General features: G+C 36.7%; 15 protein-coding genes and 1 riboswitch. Of the genes, 8 read left to right on the top strand and 7 right to left on the bottom strand.

The window, feature by feature from the left end:
• Positions 1 to 2: 2 nt before the first annotated feature.
• From ACX5JI_RS02955 to ACX5JI_RS02945, 3 genes are all read right to left on the bottom strand, one after another.
• Positions 3 to 830 (bottom strand): aldo/keto reductase, encoded by an 828-nt coding sequence (locus tag ACX5JI_RS02955; protein WP_459499601.1) that lies wholly within the window; start codon positions 828 to 830, stop codon positions 3 to 5.
• Positions 831 to 975: 145 nt separating this feature from the next.
• The gene (locus ACX5JI_RS02950; RefSeq protein ID WP_459499600.1) at positions 976 to 1,500 is read right to left on the bottom strand and encodes a GrpB family protein; all 525 of its coding nucleotides are present in this window, start codon (positions 1,498 to 1,500) and stop codon (positions 976 to 978) included.
• Positions 1,501 to 1,568: 68 nt separating this feature from the next.
• On the bottom strand, positions 1,569 to 1,832 hold the full coding sequence (locus ACX5JI_RS02945) for a YqkE family protein (RefSeq protein ID WP_459499599.1): 264 nt from the start codon (positions 1,830 to 1,832) through the stop codon (positions 1,569 to 1,571).
• Positions 1,833 to 2,065: 233 nt separating this feature from the next.
• Here ACX5JI_RS02945 and ACX5JI_RS02940 point away from each other — a divergent pair, with 233 nt between their 5' ends.
• On the top strand, positions 2,066 to 3,655 hold the full coding sequence (locus ACX5JI_RS02940) for a bifunctional metallophosphatase/5'-nucleotidase (protein ID WP_459499598.1): 1,590 nt from the start codon (positions 2,066 to 2,068) through the stop codon (positions 3,653 to 3,655).
• 179 nt (positions 3,656 to 3,834) lie between these two features.
• Complete coding sequence (locus ACX5JI_RS02935) at positions 3,835 to 4,278, top strand: ferritin-like domain-containing protein (protein WP_459499597.1); 444 nt, start codon at positions 3,835 to 3,837, stop codon at positions 4,276 to 4,278.
• Between the two features lie 133 nt (positions 4,279 to 4,411).
• On the opposite strand, the gene ACX5JI_RS02930 is transcribed toward ACX5JI_RS02935, so the two are convergent.
• Positions 4,412 to 4,888 (bottom strand): ribbon-helix-helix domain-containing protein, encoded by a 477-nt coding sequence (locus ACX5JI_RS02930; RefSeq protein WP_459499596.1) that lies wholly within the window; start codon positions 4,886 to 4,888, stop codon positions 4,412 to 4,414.
• A gap of 134 nt (positions 4,889 to 5,022) precedes the next feature.
• Here ACX5JI_RS02930 and ACX5JI_RS02925 point away from each other — a divergent pair, with 134 nt between their 5' ends.
• A complete protein-coding gene (locus tag ACX5JI_RS02925; protein ID WP_459499595.1) occupies positions 5,023 to 6,048 on the top strand; it encodes an alpha/beta fold hydrolase in 1,026 nt (341 codons plus the stop codon).
• 254 nt (positions 6,049 to 6,302) lie between these two features.
• Here the strand turns inward: ACX5JI_RS02925 and ACX5JI_RS02920 are convergent, their stop codons facing one another.
• Positions 6,303 to 7,241, bottom strand: a complete 939-nt coding sequence (locus ACX5JI_RS02920) for a LacI family DNA-binding transcriptional regulator (protein ID WP_459499594.1) — start codon at positions 7,239 to 7,241, stop codon at positions 6,303 to 6,305.
• A gap of 146 nt (positions 7,242 to 7,387) precedes the next feature.
• On the bottom strand, positions 7,388 to 7,867 hold the full coding sequence (locus tag ACX5JI_RS02915) for a GNAT family N-acetyltransferase (protein WP_459499593.1): 480 nt from the start codon (positions 7,865 to 7,867) through the stop codon (positions 7,388 to 7,390).
• Positions 7,868 to 7,950: 83 nt separating this feature from the next.
• Here ACX5JI_RS02915 and ACX5JI_RS02910 point away from each other — a divergent pair, with 83 nt between their 5' ends.
• The gene (locus ACX5JI_RS02910) at positions 7,951 to 8,874 is read left to right on the top strand and encodes an alpha/beta hydrolase (RefSeq protein ID WP_459499592.1); all 924 of its coding nucleotides are present in this window, start codon (positions 7,951 to 7,953) and stop codon (positions 8,872 to 8,874) included.
• A 15-nt stretch (positions 8,875 to 8,889) separates the two neighbouring features.
• Here the strand turns inward: ACX5JI_RS02910 and ACX5JI_RS02905 are convergent, their stop codons facing one another.
• Positions 8,890 to 9,135, bottom strand: coding sequence for a DUF2552 family protein (locus ACX5JI_RS02905; RefSeq protein ID WP_459499591.1), 246 nt, complete (start codon positions 9,133 to 9,135; stop codon positions 8,890 to 8,892).
• Between the two features lie 102 nt (positions 9,136 to 9,237).
• Between ACX5JI_RS02905 and ACX5JI_RS02900 the strand changes: the two genes are divergently transcribed.
• The 4 genes from ACX5JI_RS02900 (at position 9,238) to ACX5JI_RS02885 (ending at position 13,135) form a co-directional block, all read left to right on the top strand.
• Positions 9,238 to 9,477, top strand: coding sequence for a CDGSH iron-sulfur domain-containing protein (locus tag ACX5JI_RS02900; RefSeq protein ID WP_459499590.1), 240 nt, complete (start codon positions 9,238 to 9,240; stop codon positions 9,475 to 9,477).
• A gap of 260 nt (positions 9,478 to 9,737) precedes the next feature.
• A riboswitch (FMN riboswitch) is annotated at positions 9,738 to 9,882 on the top strand.
• A 308-nt stretch (positions 9,883 to 10,190) separates the two neighbouring features.
• Positions 10,191 to 11,303 carry a bifunctional diaminohydroxyphosphoribosylaminopyrimidine deaminase/5-amino-6-(5-phosphoribosylamino)uracil reductase RibD gene (ribD, locus tag ACX5JI_RS02895; RefSeq protein WP_459499589.1) on the top strand — a complete coding sequence of 371 codons (1,113 nt, stop codon included), beginning with the start codon at positions 10,191 to 10,193 and terminating at the stop codon, positions 11,301 to 11,303.
• Positions 11,285 to 11,929, top strand: coding sequence for a riboflavin synthase (ribE, locus tag ACX5JI_RS02890; RefSeq protein ID WP_459499588.1), 645 nt, complete (start codon positions 11,285 to 11,287; stop codon positions 11,927 to 11,929). The genes ribD and ribE overlap by 19 nt, the downstream gene beginning before the upstream one ends.
• Positions 11,930 to 11,941: 12 nt before the next feature.
• The gene (locus ACX5JI_RS02885; RefSeq protein WP_459499587.1) at positions 11,942 to 13,135 is read left to right on the top strand and encodes a bifunctional 3,4-dihydroxy-2-butanone-4-phosphate synthase/GTP cyclohydrolase II; all 1,194 of its coding nucleotides are present in this window, start codon (positions 11,942 to 11,944) and stop codon (positions 13,133 to 13,135) included.
• Positions 13,136 to 13,152 lie beyond the last annotated feature (17 nt).

The following is a 13,152-nucleotide window of genomic DNA, read 5'->3' as shown; positions in this document are numbered from 1 at the left end:
TTTTATAGCGTATCGTATTTATCAGGATTTGTACCTACATGTAAATTACGATTTAGCGTATCAATTTGTTTCATTTCTTCTTCTGTTAAGGAAAAATCAAAAATAGTAAAGTTTTCCTTAATGCGAGATGGTGTAATCGATTTAGGAATTGTTACAATCCCGCTTTGAATATCCCACCGTAAAATAATTTGGGCAGGCGTTCTTTCATATTTTCTAGCAATTTCTTGAATGATTGGATGCTGAAATACTTCGCCGCCCCTCATTAATGGGCTCCATGCTTCCATTTGAATTTGTTCATTTTGACAAAAATCACGTAATGCAAACTGTGCCAGCATTGGGTGAAGTTCTACTTGGTTCACCATCGGCTTCACATTACAATTTGGCAGTAGCTGTTCTAAATGGTGCTGATGAAAATTCGAAACGCCAATTGCACGCACTTTTCCTTCTTCATATAATTTCTCAAGAGCACGATATGTATCTATATATTTCCCTCTTATTGGCCAATGAATTAAATATAAATCTACATAATCCATTTGTAATTTCTTTAAGCTCTTCTCAAATGCTTGAAGTGTCATTTCGTATCCTTGGTCGTCATTCCATACTTTCGTCGTAATAAACAAGTCTTCACGCGCAATCCCTGATTCCCGAACCGCTTCTCCGACACCGCTTTCATTTTCATATACAGTTGCTGTATCAATAGAACGATATCCAACTTCTAAAGCTGTTTTTACCGCTTGCTTTACTTCTTCTCCCTCTTTTGCTTTATATACACCTAAACCGATCATCGGCATTTTTACGCCATTATGAAGTGTAGTTGTTGGAATATACATAATTGTCCTCCTCTTCCTCTCCTGCTAATTCTCTAGACAGGGTGCCGCTAAATTTTATAACCGTCACTTTATTTGAACAAGATTTATGGAAAAAGTCAAAAAATACATACAGTTAACATAATATTTTTATAAAAATATTATATGCTCACTCGCTCACATTCTTTTCTAACCATTCTTTTGCTTTCTCGTCAATATCATGTACAAAATCAGTCTTTCCTTCTGTATATTGCTCTCCATTATATGTAAACTTCTCCGCTAGTTCTTTCTTTAATGTTGCATAGGCTTCAGCTTCTTCACAATGTGCCATCATATAATCACGAAACGCTAAATGGCGTGTAATTTCTGGGTTTCCTGTTTCAAATACATGTAAATGATACGAACGTTTTTCTTCGGTTCCATGAATAAAAAAACGACGACCCGAGATGCCATTTTCACCTTTTGCAATATAACCAAGCTGTTCGAAATACTCATCCCAAGTATCTACTCTCTCAATATTTTCTACTTCCATAATCATGTCAACGATTGGCTTTGCTGCGAGACCTGGTACTGATGTACTACCAATATGATGCACTTTAACTGGTTCTGGCATCGCTGTTTTCAGCCTTTTTTCCTCTATTTGAAACTTCTCAATCCAATGATTTTCATATGGAACTACCTCAATTTTTCTCATCCCAATCCCCTTTTCTATTACATCGTTAAAAAAATCATCAGTGCAAGTCCACTGATGATTTTTTTGTATTATTTAAAGTCTTTCCAAGTGAGACTGCTTTCACTTAATAATTCTTCAAACGATTTATTCTTTTCACGTTCCTTCTGCTCTTTCTGCTTTCGTTCTTGGTCTTCTATTTCTTTTTGCTCTACTCTTGCTTGCAATTCTTTCTTTTTACTTTTCAATTGATCCATTAATGAAGCTTGTAGTTGATCGCCAATTGTAATGGATTCCTTCTCTGTTTGATCCATTTTCGTTTGTCTTTGCTTTTGTCCTTGTTTCTTTTTTTTCATATCTTGTTCACCTTTTACTTTTTTCTCTATTATAGGGGAAATGAATCCCTCTAGACAATGAAAAAGGTCCATTCACTTTTGATTTTTCTATATGTAGATTTTGTAAAAATGTAAATAAAAAGATAAAATTCTATTAATTTTTATAATAAATAGAATTTTTGTAGTAATCTCTCTCTTAATCTATTAAAATTATGTCGTATGATGTCAGATTATAAAAAAGGGAGAGAAAATGTATGTGGAAAAAAGTCATTCCTGCAGCTCTAGCATTAAGTACCATTACTTTTTCAAGTGTATTCGCTGCTCAGCCATCTCAAGTATCAGCAGAACAAAATCGCTACATAGACGTGCAAATGCTTGGCATTAACGACTTTCACGGTCAACTAGACACTGTAAAGAAAATTAACAATAAAGAAGCAGGAGGAGCTGAGTACTTAGCGGCTTATTTACGAGATCGTGAAAAACAAAATCCGAACACATTAATGGTTCACGCTGGCGATATTGTTGGAGCAAGTCCCCCCGTTTCAGCACTATTACAAGACGAACCAACAATTGAATTTTTAAATGATTTAGGATTTGATGCTGGAACGATTGGAAACCATGAATTTGATGAAGGTATTAACGAAATGAATCGTCTTATTTACGGTGGAGATCACGAAAAAACAGGAAATTTTAAAGGGGCAAACTTTCCTTATGTCGCTGCCAATTTCTACAACAAATCAACTGGCCGTTTATTTCTACCACCATTTACTGTAAAGATGGTACAAGGCGTTCCTGTTGGCTTTATCGGAGTTGTAACAACAGATACACCTAATGTTGTTATGCCTACTATGTTACAAAATGTACAAATTACAGATGAAGTAGAAGCAATTAATAAAGCCACGCAACAACTGAAAAGACTAGGAGTCAAATCAATTGTTGTTCTAGCTCACGTTGGAGGTACAACTGATGATACTGGTGTAACGAATGGTGATCTCGTTCGTCTAGCCAATGAAACTGATTCAGAAGTCGATGTGATTTTCGGTGGTCATAGCCATACGTTTGTAAATGGAACCGTAAACGATAAACTCATCGTACAAGCAAACTCTTATGGAATGGCTTTTGCTGATGTGGATATGAAGATTGACCGTAAAACAAAAGACATTGTCTCAAAAAAAGCCGAAGTTGTGACAACCTATCATGAAGGAATACAGCCTGATCAACAAGTGAAAAAGAAAATGGAGCAATACCAAGAAAAAATTGCGCCTCTTGTAAATCAGGTTGTTGGAAAATCTACCGCTCCAATAGATCGTAAACAAAATGCCGCTGGTGAATCAACTCTCGGAAATTTAGTGGCAGACGCTCAGCGTGCAACCATGAATACTCAAATTGCTCTTATGAATCCTGGTGGTATTCGTAATGATTTAGATGCTGGCGATATTACATGGGGCGAATTATATGGAATTCAGCCATTTGGAAATCAACTCATAAAAGTCAATTTGACTGGCCAAGACATCCGAGATATTTTAAATCAACAGTGGCAAAAAGATAAAACAAGAATGCTTCAAATTTCAGGTATTCAGTATACTTGGGATGCAAATAAACTAGATGGTGAAAAAGTTACCAATATCCATTTAACAAACGGTGAAGAGTTAGTAGCCTCAAAAACTTACAGCGTCGTTGCGAATGCCTTTTTAGCTTCAGGAGGCGATGGATTTACATCCTTTACAAATGGGCAAAATGCTGAAACAGGACCAAATGATTTTGAGGCATTAGTGGATTATGTAAAACAAGTAAAAGAACCAATCCAACCAGTTATTGATGGCAGGATTCAAAAGCTGAACTAATTTTTCTATCCAACATACGTTAACATCAAAAGAGCTCTACTATATTTTCACTTGAAACCGCCGTATTTTAAATAAATGCGGCGGTTTTTCATACATTACCTAAACTCTATTCTAAAGGATATGCACCTAGTACCTCCCTTTTTCGTAGGATACATAAGAATAAAGTAGGAGGTAACCTCATGTATTCCTATTCAAATCATTATGACTTCCTATACAGACAAAACGAAAAATTAATTGTTGACATCGAAAAAGCCATCAATGGAGAGTACAGCGCAATAAATTGTTATGCCAAATTAGCTAATTTAGCTCCAACAGCTCAGGAACGAAAGCAAATTCTTGAAATTCGCCAAGATGAAATAAAACACTTCCAACAATTTGTACACATTTACACCAACTTAACAGGTAAGCAACCTCAACCAAAAATCATTGAAGAATGTCCAAATTTTTATGAAGAGGGATTAGAATTCGCTCTACAAGACGAGCAGAAAACCGTTGACTTTTACTTAGAAATTGCAGATGATACTACAAATCAATACATTAAAGAAGCATTTCGTAGAGCGGCGGCAGATGAACAAAATCACGCCGTTTGGTTCTTGTATTATTTTTTGAAAGCTAAAAAATAATCCTTGTTCTATACAACATAAACACCTACTTCATAGGAATTTTCTTTTCCCACCTAACTTGAGAACCGTAATTCATAACAACTATTTAACAGAAAGGATACATGCTCTTACATAGAACATAGTATCCTTCCTTTCATTTCTCTTTGGATAATTCATCAACCTCTTCATACTTGCATAAAAATTCCATCAACGCTTCCTCGACAATTTTAGATTTATGAACTCCTGTTCCATCAGCTACAACGTCTAATTTCCTTAAAATGTCCGTACAAATAGAAAAAGTACGTTTTTTTTTCTCACTACTTTTGATTATTTTTGTAAGAACGGGCTCCTCACGTTTTCGCAATAATTCATAAATTTTTTGTAGTTGTTCATAAATTAAAAGTTGGTAATCTTTTTTAGCATATTGAAGTGCAGCTGCTTCTTGAAGGTGTAAGTGCCGGGGCTCTTCTCCTTCTCCAATGAATATTCGTTTTTTCTGTTCGCCATCATATTCATATCCAAGCCCCCTTAACTTTTTCGACAATGCATACGGGCTCATGTTGAGGCGTTTGGCTATAATAGCAAGTGGTTCCCGTTTGTTTAAACAATCTATAATTTCTCCAATCGTCACGTCACGTCCCCCTCTCCCCTGAGCTCTCATAGTTGAAATACAGCCTACATGTTATGATACAATAACTTTTTAACAGTATATGCAAGATCGTACACCCGTGCGATACATCCCCTTAGAGAACAGGAGGTTTTTATATGCTTTTTCGTAGCCAAACTCCAAAGTTTTACAACGAATTAAAGAATCCAATTCCAAATAGCGTCGCTACGATCGAAAGCGTTATGATTAACAATCGGAAACAAACTCTTCTTATTCGTGGCCAAAACATACATCAGCCTATTTTATTATCCTGTCACGGCGGCCCTGGTATGGCACAAATTGGATTCATCCGTCATTTTCAAAAAGACTTAGAAAAACATTTTATCGTTGTGAATTGGGATCAACGTGGAGCAGGCAAATCCTTTTCTTGGCGGGATATAAAAACAAAATTTACAATTAAAAAATTTGTATCAGATGCACTTGAAGTAATCAAATATCTTCTTTCTCGCTTCAAAAAACGAAAACTATTTCTCGTGGGACATTCTTGGGGCAGTATTATCGGTTTACAAATTGCAAATCAATATCCTGACTACATCGAGGCTTATATTGGCATTGGGCAGGTTGTACATATGAAACAAAACGAAGAATTACTCTATCAACACTTACTTCATTCCGCAAAACAACATGGGCATGAGCGGGCATTAACTTCTCTAACAAAACTAGGGAAACCTCCTTTTCTAGACATGCGACGTCTTATGATTCAAAGAAAGTGGCTTGGTACATTTGGAGGAGCAGTTCAAAATGGAACCTCGTTTTCTTTCATCCGAAAAGGATTATTTTCTTCAGAATATACGTGGCTAGACTGGATGAAATTTTTCGCAGGAAACGTGAAATCTGGGACGTTGTGGGAAGAGATGCTTAAAGTAGATTTCTTTTCCTCCATCTCAAAACTTTCCGTACCGATTTATTTTTGTTCAGGTCGTTTCGACTACCAAACACCTTATGCACTCGTTCAACAATACTGCGATACAATTCAAGCACCCATCAAAAAAATGATTTGGTTTCCAAACTCCGCTCATTCGCCAAATTTAGAAGAACCTGAACTATTTGCAAAGTCTTTATGCTCTATTAAACAAGAACTAGCTTTTCCACACTATATAAATACAAATGAAAAAATGACATAAACCATCCTTTTTAGGTGGGAGAGAGCATCCGGCCATGCATAGAAGCGGTCAGCCCCTCTTCCTACCCCATGCCAAGTGAAAACAAAGAGAGAAAATGAGTGTAGTTCACTTTTTACTCTTCCTAGCAGCGGGTTATGTGTCGAAAAATCAAAATGGATTTATATAGTCACTACATTACTACTATATTTCGTTACTTATATTCGGTGTTAGTGCTGCCATCACATTATAAAAAAGGTGCGACTTATCTGCACCTTTTACTTTGTCGATTCACGTTCAATTAATACAAACTCTTCTTGCTGTACTTCCTCAAGTTGTACTTGTCCCTTTTTTATTTTCCTTACTAAGCTTTGTACTGCTACAGCTCCTTGTTGTTCAAAAGACCTTCCAATCGTTGTCAAAGTTGGCGTAATCCATTCACCTTGTAAACTTCCTTCAAACCCAATGACTTGCAAATGAGTAGGTATACGAATTCCAAGCGTGTTCGCCGCTCGAATGGTAGCAATTGCAATCGCATCACTAGCAGCTACTATACCGTCTATATATGGGTGTTTTTGTAATAATTCAATAATTCGTTTTCCCTCTGCCCCTCCTCTTATTTTTTCTTCTCGATAAGCAATTCCTTCTTCCCAAACAGCATCCAAAAAACCAGCGGTATGTTCCTCTATTGCTGCATCTTCTAACTCATTACCAATATAAGCAAGAAAATAGCAGCCTTTTTCCTTTAACAAACTAACTGCTTTTCTACCACTTTCATAATATGTACAAATAGATGGATTTAATGTTCCTTCCCCAAGTACAACAAATGGAAGAGAAAGTTGCTTTACACACTCACATACATCTTTCATCACAATAACACCGGCAATATGATTTTGTACTACATCTATATACTCTTTTTTATTTTCCATATTACAAATAACAATTTGATATCCCTCTTTATAGGCGGCCTCTTCTACTGAACGAAGCAATGTTATATAGGATGGATTTTGTAAGTTTGACACTACTATAGCTATCATTGTCGAAGCTTTTTTAAATAATGCCTTTGCTACAGCATTCGGTTGATACTTTAGCTCTTCAATTGCTTGTTTTACTTGTTTAACTGTATCCTCATGGACATACCCTTTTTCATTAATCACTCGTGAAACGGTTGCGACTGAAACACCGGCCAATTTTGCAACATCACGTATGGTTGCCACATCGTCACCCCTTAATATGGTAATAGCTTACAATTTAAACCTAAAACAAAGTAAGACATTCGTCAAGGGTATTGTTTTATATTTCTGAAAATTGTTACATAATATTTTTCTTACTTCTTCATCTTCCTCTCATCTATACATTATTTTTATACATCCATTTTTTCTAGTTGAATTTCATGTAAAATCGCGATGTTATCATACCCAACAAGCGGAATTTCCCGCTTTATCTTTCTCGCCTCCTTGACCGCATCTATATATAAGTTAGTCATTATAAAACCACGTTTCTGATAGAAACGAAGTGCATTCGTATTATCATTTGTTGTAATAAGCCATACCTTTTTACAACATTGTTTTTTTGCACTATCAATTACATACTCTACAAGTTTCGTTCCAATCCCTTTTCTCTCCTTATAGCTATCCAATGAAACAATCTCACAATCATTTCCCTTTATCTCATACGTGATAATTCCTATTATTCTGTCATCTTCAAGCGCAACAAAACCAGGTAATTGATCTAACTGATGTGCCTTTCCACGTGAAACCATTAGTAGGCTTCCCCAATTCTCACGCATAAATAGCCCAATTTTCTCTCTCATTTCCACTTTGATTTTTTGTATTTGAACCATGCCCCACTTTCTCCCCTTTTCACATCATTATGATACAATATGATTGTATCATATGCAGAGATGTTTGGAGGATGAGGTAAAGTATGAAACGTTTTCTTACAGCATTGTTAACCGTACTAGGGACATTAATTGGTATCGGTATTTTCTTTACCAATAAAGTCATGTACTTAAAGAAAAAAACAGAAGAAGAAATTTTAGAGAGAGAAACGAAAAAACATTTTCGCGTAGAAGATTTTAACGCTATTCCAAAAGAAGAGATTCGTATTCCTTCGCAATTTAAATATGACATTCACGGCTATTACATTTCTGCTGGAAATTCGAATAAGTTTATGATTTTTTGTCATGGTGTAACTGTAAATAAAATAAACTCTGTTAAATATGCCAATTTATTTTTAAATAGAGGATATAATGTATTCATTTATGATCACCGCCGCCATGGTAAAACAGGTGGTAAAACAACAAGTTATGGCTATTACGAAAAACATGATTTAAAGACGGTCGTCGATTGGCTAAAAGAGCGTTTTGGAACAAATATTATACTTGGTATCCATGGAGAATCGATGGGAGCTGCAACACTCCTTCAATATGCGGGAATGGTGGAAGATGGCGCTGATTTTTATATTGCAGATTGTCCATTCTCAGACTTTTATGGTCAGTTACAACATCGCTTAAAAGTCGAGTTCCATTTACCGAAATGGCCACTACTACCATTAGCAAACGCCTTTTTAAAAATTAGAGACGGTTATACAATACAAGAAGTTTCTCCGATTGATTGTATTAAAAACATAAATAATCCAGTTCTTTTTATTCACAGTAAGGAAGATGACTACATTTTATGCGATATGACAAAAGCACTGTATGAAGCAAAAGAAAATAATAAACAGCTCTTTATTGCAGAACACGGTACACACGCTTGTTCTTATAATGAAAACAAGCAAGAATATGAAGATGCCGTAGATCGATTTTTAAAAACATATGTGAACGAAACAAAAAACAGGCTTGCATAAGCCTGTTTTTTCATATTATTGTGCTAACACATCTGTAACTTGTTCCATATTTTCAGAAATCCATTTTACTGCTTCATCAAGCGTTTGAAATTCTGTTGTTTGAAATGTTACTTCATCTTGCAAAAGCCACACATCTTTTGGCTCCTGCCCTACACCTGCAATCGACCAATGCAGTAAACTATAGGGATGATTATCATTTAAAAACGATACCCATGTGCGCTCACTTGCAATATTTTGCAATGTACGTAATTGTTTATTCATGTTTCGTCACCTTACTATGTATCAATTATAAACGTTATTATAACACTCTCTACCTCTATACACAAAGTACTGTTTTTGTTGTCAAGCGCGTACTGCAATTATATGATGAACATAAGCGTTTGGAAAGGAGGGATAACGTTGGCAAAAGTACAAATTAAAGTAAATGATAATGGTTCATTTCGCATTACAGGGGATGTGGAATTAATCGACGCAGAAGGGAATGTTTTCCCAGCAAAGCCGGCATTTTCTTTATGCCGCTGCGGTTTATCAAAAAATATGCCTTATTGCGATGGTTCTCATAAAGGAAAATTTGAGTCTGTCGTTCGAGCATCAAAAGAATAATAGTATAGAAGCGTGCGCGATGAGTTGCGCATGCTTCTCTATATGCCATATAACTCATTACGAAATATACCCGTTTCTTTTATTTAACATTACCTAAATCAGTTCCCTCTCTCCCCTAAAAAAGCAAGTTCCTCTCTGTTTTTCAATTTGTATTTACATCGTATAACAACATGAATCCCACCTTAATTTTCATATAATTCTTCACATTCTAATACTTTTTACTATCATTTTTTCTTTTTTGTGCTATAATGTGAGCAAACAGCATCCTTCGGGGTCGGGTGAAATTCCCAACCGGCGGTGATGAAGTGCACACTTCTAAGTCCGTGACCCGTTTTCAATCTTGGAAACGGTGGATCTAGTGAAACTCTAGGGCCGACAGTATAGTCTGGATGGGAGAAGGATATGTTTTCTAGTGCTTATATAGCGAATACACTTTTATTTTGGCGTACACATTTTTACTGATTCTTTTTGAATCGCTGTATATGTTTTCTTTCATATACTTATTTTTCTATGCTGAAATAAAAAGATACGACTAGCGTCTAAAAAATTGATAGTTTGCTAGGCTTCTTTTCCGTGCAAAAATATCAATCATCGTTAGGTTTCTTTCCTATACTCTCGTATTCGAACTATATTTCTAGAAATCACGTCTCCCAAACCCCAAGGATATTATTATCCTTGGGGTTTTTTGATTTTTCTTAGGAGAGGTGAAACGAATGACAGACCAAGAATATATGAAGATTGCCTTACAGTTAGCACAAAGTACTGCAGGGCAAACAAGTCCAAATCCAATGGTCGGTGCTGTTGTTGTAAAACATGGAAACATTATTGGAATGGGAGCGCATCTACGTGCAGGCGAAGAACACGCTGAAGTTCACGCCCTTCGTATGGCTGGTGATCAAGCAAAAGGATCCACTGTATATATAACGTTAGAGCCATGCAGTCATTTTGGCAAAACTCCACCGTGCTGCGATTTACTTGTTGCAAAAGAGGTAAAACGTGTTGTAATCGCTACGCTCGATTGCAATCCGCTCGTTTCAGGTAACGGTGCAAAACGTTTGCAAGAAGCGGGGATTCGTGTCACTACTGGTGTTCTCGAAGAAGAAGCACTCTTATTAAACCGGTACTTTTTCCACTATATGAAAACAAAACAGCCGTTTGTAACAATAAAAACAGCGATGAGTTTAGATGGAAAAATAGCAACTACTACCGGAGAAAGTAAATGGATTACTGGTGAAGTTGCTCGCAAAGACGTTCATCAATATCGGCATATGCACGATGCCATCCTTGTCGGAGTGAATACTGTTATAGCTGATAATCCATCTTTAACAACACGTCTTCCAAACGGAGGAAAACATCCAATTCGAATCATTTTAGATACACATTTACGAACGCCCCTGTCCTCTCATGTCATTACTGACGGGATCGCACCAACATGGATTATTGTTGGGAAACATGTAAATAAAGAAAAAATAGCAACGTATGAATCTCAGGCGGTATCTGTACTCCAAATGCAGACGAGCCAAATTGAAATATGCGACCTTCTCCTCCTTCTCGGTGAGAAACAAATTCTTTCACTCTTTGTTGAAGGCGGACAATCAATGCACGCCAGCTTTTTACAAACAAAGTGTTTTAATGAAATTGTAACTTATATAAGCCCTAAATTAATCGGTGGAAAAGATGCCCCAACTATGTTTGGTGGCACTGGCTTTAGTAAGCTACACGATACAATTTCTTTGCAAATTCAAGAGATGAAACAAATTGGTGATGATATAAAAATCATCGCTACAGTGCGAAATGAGGTGCCTGCATGTTTACAGGAATTGTAGAAGAGCTTGGAACTGTTTCAAATATAAAACAAAGCGGGGAAGCGATGCAGCTAACCATTACCGCAAATACAATTTTATCAGATGTACATTTAGGAGACAGTATCGCTGTAAATGGTATCTGCTTAACCGTCACTTCCTTTACAGCGTCTTCGTTTACTGTTGATGCCATGCCCGAAACAATGCGGGCGACATCACTCCGTATGCTTGGCACTCGTTCTAAAGTGAACTTAGAACGAGCAATGGCTGCAAACGGACGCTTTGGTGGACATTTCGTTACAGGGCACATTGATGGAATTGGAACCATTGTAAGTAAAAAGCAGCACTATAATGCCATATATTACAAAATTGAAATTCCAGATAATTTGCTCCGTTATTGTTTACACAAAGGGTCAGTAGCTGTTGATGGCACAAGCTTAACGATATTTGATATAGATGAATCTTCCATTACTATTTCACTCATTCCGCACACAGTAAGCGAATCTATTATTGGTGAAAAAATAGCTGGAGACATCGTGAACATTGAATGTGACATGATTGGAAAGTATATTGAGCGTTTTATTTCAAAGCCTAAAAAACAGAACAGTTCAGTTACAGAAAGCTTTTTACAAGAAAATGGATTTCTATAAGGGGGAAGCACAATGTTTCATCGTATTGAAGAGGCACTAGAAGATTTAAAACAAGGAAAAGTGGTTATTGTATGTGATGATGAAAGCCGTGAAAATGAAGGGGATTTCGTTGCTTTAGCAGAGAATATTACGCCTGAAACAATTAATTTTATGATTACCCATGGTCGTGGTCTTGTCTGTGTACCGATTACAGAGCAATATGCTGACCGATTACAGTTAGAGCCTATGGTTTCTCATAATACAGATTCTCATCATACGGCGTTTACAGTAAGTGTTGACCACGTTTCTACAACAACGGGTATTAGTGCTTACGAACGTGCAACAACTGTACGCGAGTTATTAAATCCGGCATCAAAAGGAACGGATTTTAATCGTCCAGGTCATATCTTTCCTTTAATTGCGAAGGAAGGCGGTGTCTTGCGTCGCGCTGGTCATACCGAAGCAGCTGTTGATTTAGCAAGGTTATGTGGCGCCAAACCAGCAGGGGTCATTTGTGAAATTATAAAAGAAGACGGTACGATGGCACGTGTTCCTGATTTAGTACAATCAGCAAAACAATTTGATATAAAAATGATTACGATTGAGGATTTAATTGCTTATCGCCGCCATCATGAAACGCTCGTAACAAGAGAAGTAGAAATTGCATTGCCGACAGATTTCGGTACCTTTCATGCAATCGGTTATTCCAATTCGATTGATCAAAAAGAACATATCGCTCTCGTAAAAGGAGACATTTCTACTGGTGAACCTGTTCTCGTGCGTGTCCATTCTGAATGTTTAACTGGCGATGTTTTCGGTTCATGCCGCTGTGACTGCGGCCCTCAACTTCATGCTGCTCTTGCGCAAATTGAACGTGAAGGAAAAGGGGTTCTTCTTTATATGAGGCAGGAAGGGCGCGGCATTGGATTACTTAATAAACTTCGTGCATACAAATTGCAGGAAGAAGGACTAGATACTGTGGAAGCAAATGAAAAATTAGGCTTTCCAGCAGATCTTCGTGATTACGGCATCGGTGCCCAAATTTTAAAAGATCTAGGTTTACAACAATTGCGTTTATTAACGAATAATCCGAGAAAAATCACTGGCTTGCAAGGTTATGATTTAGAAGTTTTCGAACGCGTACCGTTGCAAATGCCAACAAAAGAAGAAAACAAAGTATATTTACAAACAAAATTAGAAAAATTAGGTCACTTATTAAGTTTATAATATATAAAGGGAGAGAT

The sequence above is a fragment of the Bacillus sp. C1 genome, from assembly GCF_054570475.1.
This window is presented reverse-complemented; position numbering and strand designations above follow the sequence as displayed.